10 protein-coding genes and 1 pseudogene are annotated in these 14,411 nt (G+C 57.6%); 9 read left to right on the top strand and 2 right to left on the bottom strand.

The features are described from left to right. Positions 1-432: 432 nt before the first annotated feature. The 5 genes from ASE28_RS11595 (at position 433) to ASE28_RS11610 (ending at position 4,852) form a co-directional block, all read left to right on the top strand. Entirely contained in the window at positions 433-1,461 is a 1,029-nt protein-coding gene (locus ASE28_RS11595; RefSeq protein WP_200963934.1) for an alpha/beta fold hydrolase, read from the top strand. A 92-nt stretch (positions 1,462-1,553) separates the two neighbouring features. Continuing rightward, positions 1,554-2,654: a Gfo/Idh/MocA family protein gene (locus tag ASE28_RS11600; RefSeq protein WP_057266692.1), complete on the top strand. Its 1,101-nt coding sequence runs from the start codon at positions 1,554-1,556 to the stop codon at positions 2,652-2,654. Between the two features lie 153 nt (positions 2,655-2,807). Further along, complete coding sequence (locus ASE28_RS11605) at positions 2,808-3,323, top strand: ester cyclase (RefSeq protein WP_157421945.1); 516 nt, start codon at positions 2,808-2,810, stop codon at positions 3,321-3,323. A 359-nt stretch (positions 3,324-3,682) separates the two neighbouring features. After that, a complete protein-coding gene (locus ASE28_RS32990; protein ID WP_082608043.1) occupies positions 3,683-3,886 on the top strand; it encodes a KGG domain-containing protein in 204 nt (67 codons plus the stop codon). A gap of 105 nt (positions 3,887-3,991) precedes the next feature. Further along, the gene (locus tag ASE28_RS11610) at positions 3,992-4,852 is read left to right on the top strand and encodes an alpha/beta fold hydrolase (RefSeq protein ID WP_200963935.1); all 861 of its coding nucleotides are present in this window, start codon (positions 3,992-3,994) and stop codon (positions 4,850-4,852) included. A gap of 120 nt (positions 4,853-4,972) precedes the next feature. On the opposite strand, the gene ASE28_RS11615 is transcribed toward ASE28_RS11610, so the two are convergent. Further along, positions 4,973-7,741, bottom strand: coding sequence for a winged helix-turn-helix domain-containing protein (locus tag ASE28_RS11615; RefSeq protein ID WP_162262249.1), 2,769 nt, complete (start codon positions 7,739-7,741; stop codon positions 4,973-4,975). 450 nt (positions 7,742-8,191) lie between these two features. On the opposite strand from ASE28_RS11615, the gene ASE28_RS31365 reads away from it, so the two are divergent. The 4 genes and pseudogenes from ASE28_RS31365 to ASE28_RS31370 form a co-directional block, all read left to right on the top strand. Then, entirely contained in the window at positions 8,192-9,001 is an 810-nt protein-coding gene (locus ASE28_RS31365) for a response regulator transcription factor (protein ID WP_082608045.1), read from the top strand. 65 nt (positions 9,002-9,066) lie between these two features. After that, a complete protein-coding gene (locus ASE28_RS11620) occupies positions 9,067-10,647 on the top strand; it encodes a GMC family oxidoreductase (protein ID WP_082608046.1) in 1,581 nt (526 codons plus the stop codon). A gap of 112 nt (positions 10,648-10,759) precedes the next feature. Beyond that, positions 10,760-11,191: a nuclear transport factor 2 family protein gene (locus ASE28_RS11625; RefSeq protein WP_057266695.1), complete on the top strand. Its 432-nt coding sequence runs from the start codon at positions 10,760-10,762 to the stop codon at positions 11,189-11,191. 244 nt (positions 11,192-11,435) lie between these two features. Beyond that, positions 11,436-11,552: pseudogene (locus ASE28_RS31370) on the top strand (helix-turn-helix domain-containing protein); the annotation flags it as partial. 194 nt (positions 11,553-11,746) lie between these two features. On the opposite strand, the gene ASE28_RS31375 reads toward ASE28_RS31370, so the two are convergent. Beyond that, positions 11,747-13,990 carry a bifunctional diguanylate cyclase/phosphodiesterase gene (locus tag ASE28_RS31375; RefSeq protein WP_082608047.1) on the bottom strand — a complete coding sequence of 748 codons (2,244 nt, stop codon included), beginning with the start codon at positions 13,988-13,990 and terminating at the stop codon, positions 11,747-11,749. Between the last annotated feature and the right edge of the window lie 421 nt (positions 13,991-14,411).

The following is a 14,411-nucleotide window of genomic DNA, read 5'->3' on the forward strand; positions in this document are numbered from 1 at the left end:
GCCTGGGGTGATGTTGCAGACTTTGTTGCTTAAGGTGGTTCGCCCTCCTCGATTGCTTGAGCCTCGTGCGTACCCAGCATCTTTTTTGTCACGTTATCCCAGCTGTCCTTTCCGATCCCTGCGCCACGCCGACTAGTTTGGGCTGAATTGCCCAATTGGAAACTCGAAATCAAAGTTAGCGCTATCGGTCTCAAGCCGAATTTCCCACTGGGCAGGCTTAGCCCATGTACCTGCGCTAACCCATCCCGCATATCACCTTTGATGCATGACTACCTTCGCCTTAAGGGTATGGCGCACGCGCGGCTGGACCATCACCATGGAGTGGCGAACAAGACCAATCTCATGACGCAGAAGGTCACGGTTCGTGGGATCAAGGGACCGCCGGGCTGGTGGTTCGTGGTAGCCATCCCGGCAGCGGGTTGACGCAGGAGCATGCCCACCAGCCCAAGCTGTTTTAACTTAAGAAAGAAGGAAAAATCTATGCTCTCTCATCTGTTTAAATCTGCCGTTTTCGCATTGGCTCTGGCCACGACGAACGTCGGCGTATGGGCTTCTGGTACTCCTGCCGAACGGGTCGAGTCAGCGCGGGAGGAGTTCCCCGCCCCAGCTGGCTTCGCTCCGGGCTTTCGTAGCGTAGATGGAGTGAACCTCCACTATCTGAAGGGCGGTAAGGGCAAGCTGGTTCTCCTAGTCCATGGCTACGGCCAGACCTGGTACGAATGGCGTTACCTGATGCCGGAACTAGCCAAATCGCACACGGTCGTCGCCGTTGACCTACCCGCTCTTGGTCAATCGGGCAGCACGAAGTCCTATGCCGGTCAGGATGTGGCAAAGCTTCTTCATAAATTTGCTAAAAGCTTCAGCCCTGATGCACCCTTCGACCTCGTGGCACACGACATTGGCATCTGGAATACCTATCCCATGGTGGTTCAGAACCAGGATGATGTCCGGCGGGTGGCTTTCATGGAAGCTCCGATCCCGGATGAAGGCCTTTACGGATGGCCCGCCTTTACTGACAAAGGCGCATCTCTCGCTTGGCATTTCAGCTTCTTCAATCTCGCAGCTCCGCTTCCGGAGATGATGCTTGCAGGCAAGGAGCGGGTCTTCCTGGAAGACTTTATCCTCACTCGTGCCGTCAACAAGAAGGCGTTTCCGCCTGATGTCCTCGACATGTACGCGAAATCGTGGGCCAAGCCGGCAAGCTTGATAGCGAGCCTGGAATACTATCGCGCACTGAACGAGACGGCCCAGCGTAACAAGCCCTTGGCCGCCACAAAGCTCACTATGCCGGTGCTGGCCATTGGCGGGGGCAACAGTATGGGCGCATATCAAGGCGAACAACTGCGCAAGTACGCGGTCAACGTGCAGTCCGAGACCATTCAGGGATGTGGCCACTGGTTGCCAGAGGAGTGCCCGAACGAGCTCAACTCGCTGGTCGTGAACTTCCTCACCGCAAAGTAAAACGCGCAGCGGGAGCGGGGTAACTGCGTCTGCTTGCATATACCAGCGGCCAGGAGCCCCATTCAGCAGATATCCGAGTTTAAGGAGCTCTCATGGGCAAACAGCCTATCAGAGTGGGGTTCATCGGTCTCAACCCCGATAGCAAATGGGCCGCCACTGCACACATCCCAGCACTGCGCCTACTTGAAGGTGATTTCGAGATCGTAGGCGTCGCCAACCGGACCTTGAAAAGCGCGCAACGTACCGCACGTGAACTTGACCTTCGACTGGCGTTTGCGAGTCCGGAAGAGTTGATTTCTTCACCAGATATCGATCTCGTCGTCGTTACCGTTAAGGTGCCCCACCACCTCGAACTCGTTTCCGCAGCGCTGAAAGCTGGGAAGCACGTTTACTGTGAGTGGCCGCTCGGCAAGGGACTTGATGAAGCCCGTGAGCTGGCGGCTATGGCACGTGAAACTGCGTCCGTTGCGGTGATCGGCACGCAGGGACGACTTGCAGCCGGCGTCGAAGCTTTGAAGGCTCTGATTGCCGACGGCTACGTCGGAAAGGTTCTTTCCTCCAGCATCATCGCGTCAGGCGGGAACTGGGCCGGGCAAGCCTCCGCTGAGATCTACTATCTGTCGGACAGCGCGAATGGCGCCTCAATGCAGTCCATTGCTTTGGGCCACACACTCGTCGCCGTTCAGCATGTGCTCGGCGGTTTCTCGGCCTTGGATGCGACCTTTGGGCGCCACTTCGATTCGGTGAAGATCATCGAAACGGCGGAGGTTTTACCCAAAGACGTACCAGATCAAGTAATGGTGCAGGGCCACATGACGAGCGGTGCTGCGATTTCAATCCACTATCGTGCAGGCGCCTCCCGCGGCACAAATTTCCTTTGGGAGATTAATGGCACTGAAGGAGACATTCAGGTCACCGGCGACATGGGCTACCCCCAGATCGTCGAACTCTCGATTTCGGGCGGCCGGCTCGACGATCGCGCACTGGCACCGCTCGCGCCGAGGCGCCGCCGTGCAGTAGGCGAGGGTTTGTCGCCGGCCGCTGAGGCCGTGGCAGAGATTTACAAGTGCATCGCTACGGACATTCGCACCGGCAGCCGGACTGCGCCGAACTTCGACGATGGGTTGGCGCTGCACGAATTGATCGCTCGCATCGAAGACTCTGCTGCCGCCAAGAACGAGCGGATGGGCTGAGGGGCAATCGAACTGGCTTCCGTGATGATCCGGCTCTCTCACGTCGAGACAGTTAATAGCCGTCGAAGGAGAGCCCTACCAAGATCCTGGCGCATAGGAGCACTTCGCCGATCAACCTCCTCAGGTACCAGAAAACGATGAAAGGACCAATTGATGACCGATTTAACCTCGAGGCGACTCGTCGTAGCAGGTTTTGGCCTGGGACTCTTAACTATGTCTACAAGTGACTCCCTGGCCCTAGAAGAAAGACCTGAGAGAAAAGGCAGCACTCAAATGACAGAGAAAAAAATTCGTGACATATTTGATCGCTATATCGCCGCGCTTAACGCGCATCAGATGGATCGGATGACGGAATTCGTTCATGACAAAGTCGTCCAAAACCTGAAGCTCGTATCGCGGGAAGATGTCATATCCGACTTGAAAGGGCATATCAACGCTGTCCCTGACTTCAGGTGGCGCGTAAGGGACGTGGTCGTAGAAGGTGACACTATTGCAGCGCGCTTGTTCAACATCGGAACACCAGCCAAGTCATGGCTCGGAATTGAGCCCACTGGAAAAACAGTGGAGACGCTCGAGTTCGCCTTTCATAAGGTGCGAGACGGGAAGTTCTACGAGATGAACTATGCGATGGACGTAATCGGCCTGCGTAAGCGGCTCGGTCTTCGATGAGTTCTGTTGGGATCACCGTTGCGGCATCACGTTGATGTTGACTGAGCTATTCGTTGAAAGGATGGGTCGCTGGCGGATAGTCAGATAGGCGGATGGTAAGACGATACTCATGCTCGAATAAGCCGTTTCCCCTGACCACGATCTGCTTCTGGAGAGGTACTACGCTCCCGCAAGGCGATCGTTGCAGGGGCCGTGGAAGCGTTCTGGTTCTCTATGGATGAGAGGTCTCGTCACAGCTCTGCGTCTGTAGAGTTCAATCCCCTCTTTCGGTCTATGCGCAGCTCGCTCGTTTGAGAGATGCCACATGCGCTCCATGTAGTGACACTGAGTCGTACATTCTCCCAGGACACCCTAACATCATGGATACCACCCTCCGACCCACGCGCGGATTCGCTCAGATGCCGCCCGAACTGAGGCGGCAGATAGCCTCGCGCGGCGGCCTGGCAGCCCGAGCGAATGGAACCGCACTCCGGTTCACGCATGAGGAGGCAGCAGCAGCGGCTCGACGTGGCGCCGAGTTGCGCCCATGGAAGGCTCTTTTTTGGATCTCTGCAAACGCGTGACTGCGGCGTGCACCCCAGCAAAGAACTTCCGAGCACTTCCGGGCTTCACCAGTCCGAGGCATGCCGATGACACCGCTCGTTGGCAACACATCCTGAAAGAAACTCATGATGGCAGTGAGCTACAAGACCCAACAGGCGGGTCAGGTAGAAGTGTTCTACCGCGAAGCCGGACCAAAGAACGCCCCTGTTCTTCTGCTGCTGCACGGATTTCCGTCGTCCAGCCATATGTTCCGCGAGCTGATCCCGCAACTGGCCGATCGGTATCGCGTGATCGCGCCAGACCTTCCAGGGTTCGGGTACACAAATGCGCCCGACCGCGGAGAATTCGATTACACCTTCGACAACCTAGCCAAGGTCATGGACGAGTTCACGCAGGCTCTCTCGCTGCAGCGCTATGCGATCTACGTCTTTGACTATGGTGCGCCGACCGGATACCGTCTAGCGGCCGCTCACCCTGAGCGAGTGACAGCTCTGATCAGCCAGAACGGTAACGCCTATATGGAAGGCTTCAGCGACAAGTGGGATGCGTGGCAGACCTACTGGCGCGATCCTAGCCTTAAGAACCGGGATGCTTGTCGGTCTTCTCTCTCCGCCGACGTGATCGAGAACTGGCAATACCGCACCGGCACAGATCCACAGCGATTGAATCCTGATGGATTTATGTTGGATATCGCGTTGATGTCACGACCGGGTGCCGAGGAGATCCAGCTCGATCTGATTCTGGATTACCGAAGCAATCTGGAACGGTACCCTGAGTTTCAGCAATATTTCCGAACACACCTTCCGCCGTTCTTGGCTGTCTGGGGGAGGCACGATCCGGCGTTCCTGCCTGCAGGTGCACAAGCCTACAAGCGCGACCTTCCGCACGCACATGTCCACCTGCTGGATACTGGACACTTCGCATTGGAAACCCATTCGGCAGAGGTCGCTCAGATTGTCCGCAGCTTCCTCAGCCAGCACCTCTGAAGCTGAACTTGCTGGCGCTGACCTGAGCGATCTGCACTACAGCTTGTTTTCGAGTGATCTAACCACAAGGCGGTTGAAACAAGCAATCGCCCCGTCAATCCCCTCAACGCGAGATTCTCGTCACGCTTGCAAAATCTGCTGAGCTCTTCGCACGTCAAGCGTATTAAAACCTTCGGAGTAGCGATCCAGCACGCCGCTCAGCAACGTCACGCCCTCGTCCCGCCTGCCCTGGTCCGACCAGCATCGGGCTAAGCTTGTGGCCGCGCGCAACTCCCAGGAGAGGACTTGCGACGAACTGGCCAGTTCCAGGGAGCGTATAAACCACTTTTCCGCCTCTTCCAGCGAGGAACCTTGGCGCAGCAGCTTCTCGCCCTGCACCCGTATCAATTCCGGCGCACACCAGGGGCAGTGGCCTGCTTCCGCGCGAGCAAGGGCTTCTTCTTCCAGGAATTCGTAGCCGACCGTCGCCATCGACTCGATCTGGAGCAGACTGCAAACCGGATTGCGCCACTGCGGCACGACAACGCCTTGTACGCAATAGGTATGGGCATACTTGAAGGTCAGGCCCCAGCCTTTCCATAAGTCGAGGCGCCGATCCGTCGCCACTTCCGTCAGTGCATCGGCCTGCCGACTCAGATCTTCCAAGCGCCCGCACCACAGCAAAACTGTGCATTGGCAGAACAGCGCAAAGCACAACGTCAAGGCATGCTGCGCTGATGTGGCGTACTGTACGGCCTGTGCGGCCGCTGCAAGTGCTTGATCTGGGAAGCCTCGCACCCACAATGCTCGTGACAAGGCCGCGTTGATTGCCGCATGCGGATGGAGCTGATATTGGTTTAAAGTCCGCGGATGGTCGACCCGACCGATCAGGCTCCTTGCGGCAGTTCCCTCCCCTAGCGACGAGTCCTGCTCGCCCACAAGATGCAAGGACCACTGCATCATGCGCCTGCCCAAGATTGCCGCCTCGGCTTCGGTATCAGGGGTTGTCAAGGCCACGTACTGCCATGCCAAGCCAAGCGCAGCCGCATAGTCACCCGATCCATTGCGTTCCTGCCATAGTCCCCACAGAGCACGGCGCTCGAAGTCCAAGTTTCGCGATCGCTGTGCGATGTCATAGGCCCCCTTTGCAGTCCGAGCCATGTCGGGGCCTGCGCCTCTGGTGTACCAGTAGCACATGGTGAGTGAATACAACAGGCGCATCAAGCTGGCCTCTGGCTGCTCGGCCAGATCGCCCGCTTTTTCAAGCGCCTCCTCGGCCCGCGTCCGATACTCGTCCATCAACGAGCGCTGATACCACACCGAAGCGGTGGCACCGAGCAACCGTATGCTCAGCCCCGGATCGCGCAGCGTGGAGAAACTTGCCTGCACCGCGATTCGGATGTCATCGATCCATCGTCCGCGCCCCGCATCCCACGCGGCCCCGTAAGGCGGCGAGTCCGCTTCTAGCCGTTCGAAGACGTCACACACATGTTCCGCGTGTTTTCGTGACGCCAGGACAAGTTCCCCGGCCTCTTTGAGCTTCTCGAGTGCAAAGGCGCGGGTCGTCTCGAGCAATCGGTAGTGTGCAATGTCCGTGCCCGTGTCGATCGTGATCAGGGATTTCAGAGCCAACTCGTCGATCGCATCGAGAGGGTCAGCTGACAGGTCTTCCTCGCAGACCGCGACTGCGGAGTCAAATGAGAACGCGCCAGCAAAGATCGAAAGCCTTCTGAGCACCGTTTTCTGATCCTCGGACAGCAGGTCGTAGCTCCAGTTGATCGCAGCACGCAGTGTCTGCTGACGCGGCAGCGCAGTCCGACGTCCTTTGGTCAGGATCGCGAACCGGTCCTCCAGCCGTGCCGACAGGCCTCCAAGCCCCAGTTGCGCGACCCGGCTAGCGGCAAGTTCGAGTGCCAGCGGGATGCCGTCGAGGCGCCCGCAGATCTCTGTGACATGGGCCACATCATCATCGGTGAAGGCAAACCCCGAGAAGTTTGCGGCAGTGCGCTGCGTGAACAGCGCCACCGCAGCGAATGCCTTCGCCTGCTCGGCCGTCAGTCGCTCCGAAGCGGGCGGCAGCTCCAGAGAGGGAAGTCGGATGACCCACTCCCCCGTTGCCCGCAACGGTTCGCGGCTGGTGGCCAGGACGTGCACGCCCGGCGCCAAAGCTAGCACCGCCTCGGCCACCGTTGCCGCGGCATGCACGAGATGCTCGCAGTTGTCGAGCACAACCAACATGTGCCGGTCTGCCAGCAAGGCGCCCAGTTCGCGCTCATCCGATATGGCTCGCGACGCGTCGATGGCGTTCGCCCACACGCTGGCCACCTGCCGCGCATCGCAAAGCGGTGCGAGGTCGACGAACCGTGCGCCGTCACGATAGTTAGCTGCCAGGTGCGCTGCCGCGGCGAGGGCGACCGTGGTCTTGCCGACGCCTCCAGCACCCACGACAGTAACTAGACGATGCTCTGCGACCAAACGTCCTACTTCGCGAATCGCGTCGTCACGGCCGACCACATTCATCAGCGGCAGCGGCATGTGGTTGCTCGCTTCATGCCGTTTAGGCCCAGTGCCGTCCAAGCCGGATGGAACGGCCAATGAGACTTCCCCTACGAAAGAGTAGCCCCGCCCGGGGACGTTGACGATGTAGCGGCACGTCTCCCCGTCGTCGCCCAGCGCACGACGCAGCGCGGCGACGTGCACGCGCAGGCTGCCATCGTCGACAACCACCTTCTTCCACACGCTAGTCATCAGCTCGCCGCGGCCGACGACCTTGCCCGCGGATTCGACCAGAACGATCAGGAGATCCAAAGCGCGACCACCCACCCGAACCGGAACGTTTCCGTCAAGCAGCAGGCGCTGCTTTGGTAAGAGTTTGAACGCTCCAAATTGCCAGCCGTCGGCCTGTTCCACGCTTGGTCCCAAATATGAATGCCCCATAGTCTAAAAGACCATCGCGCAAGTAACCCCCAGCGCGAATAAGGGTAAAAAAAGCTGGGCCACCAGCTTGTGAAATTGGCAGGACCTCCCGCTTGTCATAGCTTCGGCGTCAACCCTTCTGCTGCTTTCGGCCCACAGAGCCAGCAAGCTGCCGACCAGGCCTCTTTCCCCCGTCCCGCATCGAAGTCGAACGCGTCGGCATCCGCCTCTGCATCTGGGCCTACACGGGGAGGGGCAGTGAACGCCGTTTATATCGCGGCGCCTGGCGCCCTTCTGCGACGTGCCGTGGCTCGTTCACTCGCTACGTGGGGCGGGACTGCAGCCTCGAAAAGCACATTAACGGCGATTAACAGTCCTTGTCACCCTTGTACGGCGTTGCGCCCTAAATTTCCCCATCAAACAAGTAACCCCTTGGAGTCCCCCATGACCACGCTTTTCCAACCTCTTCGCGTAATCACTCGCCACAGCGACCCTCTAATGGCTACCGGCATTAACGCTGCGCTGATGGCGGCGCCAGGGATCGAGGTTGTCATGGTCTCCGACAAGTCGTCGTTCCCGGATGCCGATGTCGTGATTGGCGACTACGAGAGTGGCATGGCCTGGGCAAATCACCTGAGACTGCGCAGTTCGGCACTGCGACGACGTCTCCCCGGCGTGGTTGTCTTGACTTGGCGCGATAGCGAGGCGGACGTGCAAAACGCGCTGCAGGCCGGCGTTTGCGGTTATCTGCTCAACAGCTGCAACCCGCATGAACTGGTAGACGCGGTGCGCGCAGTGAGACGAGGCTCGCCTTACCTTTGCGATGTTGCCGCATCGCTTGTTGCGACGAGCTTGACACGCACTCCACTGACCGTTCGCGAGAGCGAAATCCTGCAGCTGATTGGAAGTGGCATGTCGAACAAGGTGGTTGCCTCGGAGTTGAACATCGCCCTGGGTACGGTCAAGGCACACGCCAAAGCAATCCTTGACAAGCTGGGCGCACGCAGTCGCACACAAGCCACCGTCATCGCCGCGCAACGGGGCTTGCTGGGGCATCACTCGTCGCTACGCCGGGCAGCCATGCCACACAGCCCACCGATCTCAATAGAGCTTCCTATGCAGCAACCGCCGGATCGAGTTGCTGCTTGGGATCTCGAATCACCCGCTGCACAGGGCAGAAGTCGAGTCGAGCCTCAAGTTCGACATCGCCAGCGCAGCGCAAGCCACGCAGCTCAAGCAGTGCAGCACCTCTGATCAATCACGAACACCCCACATCGCTCGGCCTGGTCGCGCACAACAGAACACTTTGGAGCAATGAAATGAGCAGCAATCAAGAAACCAACGCGGAAGAAAACGGCCGTGCAGTCACGTCCGAGTCAAACATATCGCTCAGTTCAGCCCGTTCAGGATTTGACATCATCATTGTCGGTGGCGGATCAGCCGGCGCAGTGCTGGCTAACCGACTAAGCGCCGATCCATCGCGTCGTGTGTTACTGATCGAAGCAGGCAAGGCGTACGCGCCGAATTCTTACCCAGACTCCGTCCGCCGCCAGGACATATTGGGTGGCGACGCGCAACATGATTGGGGCTTTCAGAGCGAGCCTGGTGTACTGGGAAGACGCCTGCGGCTCAACCGGGGCAAGGTCCTCGGTGGCTCGTCGGCGATCAATGGCGCCGTGGCGATGCGGCTACCAAAAGCTGACCATACCCGTTGGGCCGAGGCACATGACCTCGCTGCATTGAGCTGGCAGGACTCAAAGTCGTTCTATCGCTCCCTGGAGCGAACGTCCGGCGCCGGTGGAGAGGGCCGCGACGGGCCCTTCCCTATTCATCAGCTTGGCGACGAAGAAGTCTCCGATCAGCACCGTGATTTCATCTCGTCGGCCCTTGCTGCCGGACACGAGCGCTCCGCAGGCTTCGCGACAGAGCAGCCGCTGGGCGTGGGCCCCTACGTGATGAACACACGCATGGGCGTGCGGCTCAACACGGGAATGACGTTCTTAAGCGACGCGGTGAGAGCACGGCCGAATCTGACCATTCGTGACCAGACACTCGTAGATGCGGTAGTGGTCGAGCAGGGGCGTGCGAAGGGTGTTCGACTCGCTGACGGTACGCTCGTCCTGGCGGGTGAAGTCGTACTGTCCGCCGGCACCTACGTCAGTCCGGCGATCCTGATGCGATCTGGCATCGGTCCGAACGAGGTATTGCGCCGCCTCAACATCCCGCTGGTGTCTGACTTGCCGGTTGGGCAACACTTGCAGGATCACCCTTTCGTACCCACGGTCTGGTCCATCCGCAAGGAAGCTCTTGGACTGGGTTTTCCCCCCATCAGTGCCATGCTCTGGACAAGTTCGCGCCAGGCAGTGGACGGTGTGGCGGACCTGAACATCAGCACCGCACCGATGCCCGAGGGCAGCCAGCCAAAGGAGGGAGCAATGTTCCTTCTGTTCGCGGCGCTCGTGCGGCCGCGCTCGACGGGATCACTGATCATCGCGAGCCGTGACCCGATGGTCGCGCCCGTCATCGATCTTGGTTTCCTTACTGACAGCGGAGACCGTGATCGATTGATCGATGGGATCGAGATGGTTCGAGCCATCGCGCGTCAATCCCCGTTTGCGGACGCTGTGGGTGCCGAAATTATGCCTGGTACCTCCGTGCAAGATCGCACTTCAATCAGTGCGGCGATTACGGCTACCGTCGAAACTTACCAGCACCCGACCTCCACGGTTCCCATGGGTGGTGTGCGCGACAACCGCGCTGTGGTGGACATCGACGGACGGGTGCGCGCCATCAAGGGGCTGCGGGTCGTCGATGCATCGATCTGGCCGGACGTGCCCTCCGTCGCGACGGGGTTCCCGACCATGATGTTGGCCGAGCGCATAGCCTCTCGGATGGCATAAAAAATTACGCGCTAGCAGCCAGCATCCCTGCACACAGACTCAACATCCATCCCAGGGATTTGCCCGGAGTGAATTAATCCGGGTGCCGCATCATCAATCTGGACACACAACCATGAAAACTGCTCATCTCAGCAACGAAGCTACTGCAGCGCAACTCCTCAAGCGCAGCTTGGAAACCTTCCTCGCAAAAGATATCAAAGCCTGGGCTGAACTATGCGACGAGCATGTCGTCGTAGAGTTCCCTTTCTCACCGGATCCTGCGACCAGGAAGATGATCGGTCGTGCGGCCGTCTACAAGTACCTCAAGGACTACCCGAAAGTCATTGACCTGCACAGCGCTCCGCATATGAAAATCCGCGCCACCGACGACCCCAAAACGGCCGTGGCCGAGTGGAGCGTCTCAGGCCACGTGATCCCAAATGGAAACTCCTATGAAATGAGCTATGCGACGTTTGTGTCGGTCGAGAACGGGCTGATCGTGAACTACCGCGAGTATTGGGATCCGATGACGTTCCTTAAGAATATGGGTGACGCCCGCTTTTGATCGCTGTTCTGATCCCGACTGGATCTGGAGCTTCAAGCTAAGGAACCACTAGTGTCTGGAGCAAAGCTTAGTCATGACGGACGCGTCGTCATCGTCACGGGAGCAGCCCGCGGGATTGGGCAAGCGGTCGCATGTTAGTGCCAGCGCAATCTTGACCAGCTATACCGCAAAGTGCCAATCCAATATTGACCAGGGTGTTCCACTGATCTGCTGAGAATTTCAGCAGGGATTCAAGGTGATCACCATGGACATGATTGGCAAGGTCAGGCGCAAGAGGCTGCGCAACCAACTCTCCCTCAGCGAGATCGCAAAGCGTACGGGTCTGTCACGCAACACGGTCAAGAAGTGGCTCAAGGCGCCCCGGCGATGTTGTGCCGTGGCACTGCTGATCTCGATTGCACTGGCGCTAACAATATGCCCAATTGAGCCGTCGATCCACGTCACGCTTACATCAGCGTTTCGAAATTGAGCTCATGCCTCTTGAGAATAACTGGCTCTAATCAAAAATAACAGTGCTTGGGTGGTGCCCAAGCTAGCTCTTCATGGGACATCAATCTAGTCGTCCAAGTACTCATGTTTCATGGCCTTCGTCATTTGATCGGCCCATTCCGCTTTGATGTTGCCATCAGGCGCACCACCGACTGGTAGCGCAGGACTAAAGAAGTAGCCCTGCATCAAGCGGCATCCAAGGCCAGAGAGAACTGATACGTGCTGATAGTGTTCAACACCTTCCGCGACCACGTCAATGCCGAGTTCACTCGCCATCGTCAGCACCGCGCGAAATATCGCTTGGTCCCGACTATTCTCATGCACATCTCTTACAAATGAACGATCCATCTTCAACGCGCTGATTGGCAAATTTCGCAGGTATGACAGGCTTGAGTAGCCGGTTCCGAAGTCATCGAGCGCCACACTTACTCCCACGCTGCGGATCTTGTGTAGCTCTGCCACGCAAGCGTCGAAGTTTTCCATGATGGCCGACTCAGTGATCTCAACTGAAATTCGCGACGGCGTGATCCGCTCTTCTTCGATGACCCTTGCTAAAACTGCCGAGAATTTCTTTTGCAACTGTACAGAAGAAACATTAACGTTGACCCGAATTGATTCGATGCTCTGCTTTTCCCATCGCCTCACAAGCCTGACAGCATCGCGCAGTATGCTTTCTCCAAGCGCATGAATCAGTCCGGACTCTTCGGCGATTGGAATGAAGACATCAGGACCAATCATTGAGCCATCTGGGCAACGCCACCTCATCAGTGCTTCCACCGCCACCAACCTATCGCTGTTGATGCAGACAATCGGTTGAAACACCGTGTAGAAACCGCCCTTCGCGAGACCCAAATTCATACCTCTCTCAATTTCGGCGCGTTGGCGGTTGGCGGCGTCCATTGCCAGCGAGTAAAAGCACACACGATTGCGACCGCTTTGCTTGGCTTTGTACATTGCTAGATCGGCGCACCGAAGCAAGCTCACCTCGTCACTTGCATCTTGCGGGAAGCGCGAAATTCCTATGCTGCATCTCGCAAACAATTCGTATTGGCCAACCTTGATTACGGGCTTAAGAGCTTCAATGAGCTTCTGACAAACTCCCACGACGTCGGTATCGCGTTTGACCGCCTCTAAGATTATGGTGAATTCATCACCGCCCATTCGAGCGATGAGATCAACCTCTCGAACGTGACTGCGCAATCGCTGCGCCACTTGGGTGAGGAACGCATCTCCTGCATCGTGGCCATAGGTGTCGTTGACAAGTTTGAACTGGTCGATATCTATGTAGATGAGTGCTAAGCCTTCACCATGCCGCGTTGATCGACTGATCGCCGATATTAAGTTCTCTTGAAAGAATCGTCTGTTTGGAAGCCCCGTCAATTCATCGTAGAACGCTTGGCGGCTCAGCAGCGCCTGCGCCTCCTTGAGCGGTGCGATGTTTGAGGCGATCACGATCCAATAGCTTTCGGCGCTCTGCTCACTGCGAACGACGGAGGCGCTGCCCCAAAATGGAATTAGCCTTCCATCAGATAGCCTGGCTCGTGCTTCGCCACGCCACGACTCTCCTCGGCGCAGCAAACGTATCGCCTCGCGTCCGCGCACTTTCATGAAATCCTTGCACAGCAGGGAGTGCAGTTGAACACCTGCCAGATCCGGACGTTCAAAAACAGACGCAGCCTGAGGATTAGCCATGATTAGCTCGCCTCCAGGTTTACAGATCAGTATGACGTCATTTGCGTTCTCAAAAACTGCCTCGGTCATCCTCTGGCTGATCGCTTCACGGTAGCGGTCGGTAATGTCAATGTGAAGAAGCACTGCGCCGCCAGCAGGTAGGGGCGTGCCCCTAAGCAAGTAGCGGCGGCTCTCTAACGGCCCGGCAAATACATACTCAAATTCGAATGGCTGCGCTGTTCCCAATGAGGTTGAAACGCCTCTGTAAGTGGACTCGCACTTACTCAAACAAAACTCAAGATAGGAGTCACCGATATCGCATCCTTGGAGGCCAGGGTTACCGTTCTCGACCGCGAGCTTTCGCCAGGCCATATTGAACTGCTCAATCTTGCCAGCTCCATCCAAAACTACCAGAGAGTCTCGCATTCCATCGATGATCTGCTGCAATTTATAGGTTTGTTGTCGTAACTGTTCGCTAGCGTCGTTGGCGAGTCGAGACTTTTCAATCACCAGGCTCTCCACTTGACTAAACACTTGCAGCGGACTCACGCATCCCATGTCGTCGGAGGCTGCACGATAGGCAGGTGTACTCGTGGGTTCGAGACGCAAAGCCGACGGAGCATTCTCGTTGTCGTGCATATCTGATTTCAGCTACTTTGATTTTAGAAACTGGAATGGAAGCTGCCCTTAGAATTTTCTCAATGTGCATCTCTCAATCAGGGGTGAACGCTCGTGACGTGAGTACCGGCACGCCTCAGCCTGTGTACTTGGTGTCGACTGCTTACGTCGACTCACTCACCTGCTTCCAAGGAGGCCCACGGAGTAGCACGCGGTCCATCTGAGTGGCTGGGACGCCATGCAGTTTGAAAGACTGTATTGACCGCTAGCAGCGGTTCGCGACGGTGGAACAGTGCCGCGTTGCCAAGTAGCTCCGTCAAATAGGCCCGTGTTCCTATTGAAACTGGATGACGCCTTGGTTGTGGTACATGGCATAGTGTGGGTGTGCTCAGGGATGAGTGTTGAGCATGCTGGTGCAACAGGCAAAAGTCACTGTCTGATC

The sequence above is a fragment of the Acidovorax sp. Root219 genome (assembly GCF_001428665.1).
Classification (GTDB): domain Bacteria; phylum Pseudomonadota; class Gammaproteobacteria; order Burkholderiales; family Burkholderiaceae_C; genus Acidovorax.

Excerpts from the sequence above, each read along its gene's own strand:
- ASE28_RS11595 (WP_200963934.1), top strand. The coding sequence starts at position 433 with ATGCCCACCAGCCCAAGCTGTTTTAACTTAAGAAAGAAGGAAAAATCT.
- ASE28_RS11600 (WP_057266692.1), top strand. The coding sequence starts at position 1,554 with ATGGGCAAACAGCCTATCAGAGTGGGGTTCATCGGTCTCAACCCCGAT.
- ASE28_RS11605 (WP_157421945.1), top strand. The coding sequence starts at position 2,808 with ATGACCGATTTAACCTCGAGGCGACTCGTCGTAGCAGGTTTTGGCCTG.
- ASE28_RS32990 (WP_082608043.1), top strand. The coding sequence starts at position 3,683 with ATGGATACCACCCTCCGACCCACGCGCGGATTCGCTCAGATGCCGCCC.
- ASE28_RS11610 (WP_200963935.1), top strand. The coding sequence starts at position 3,992 with ATGATGGCAGTGAGCTACAAGACCCAACAGGCGGGTCAGGTAGAAGTG.
- ASE28_RS31365 (WP_082608045.1), top strand. The coding sequence starts at position 8,192 with ATGACCACGCTTTTCCAACCTCTTCGCGTAATCACTCGCCACAGCGAC.
- ASE28_RS11620 (WP_082608046.1), top strand. The coding sequence starts at position 9,067 with ATGAGCAGCAATCAAGAAACCAACGCGGAAGAAAACGGCCGTGCAGTC.
- ASE28_RS11625 (WP_057266695.1), top strand. The coding sequence starts at position 10,760 with ATGAAAACTGCTCATCTCAGCAACGAAGCTACTGCAGCGCAACTCCTC.
- ASE28_RS31375 (WP_082608047.1), bottom strand. The coding sequence starts at position 13,990 with ATGCACGACAACGAGAATGCTCCGTCGGCTTTGCGTCTCGAACCCACG.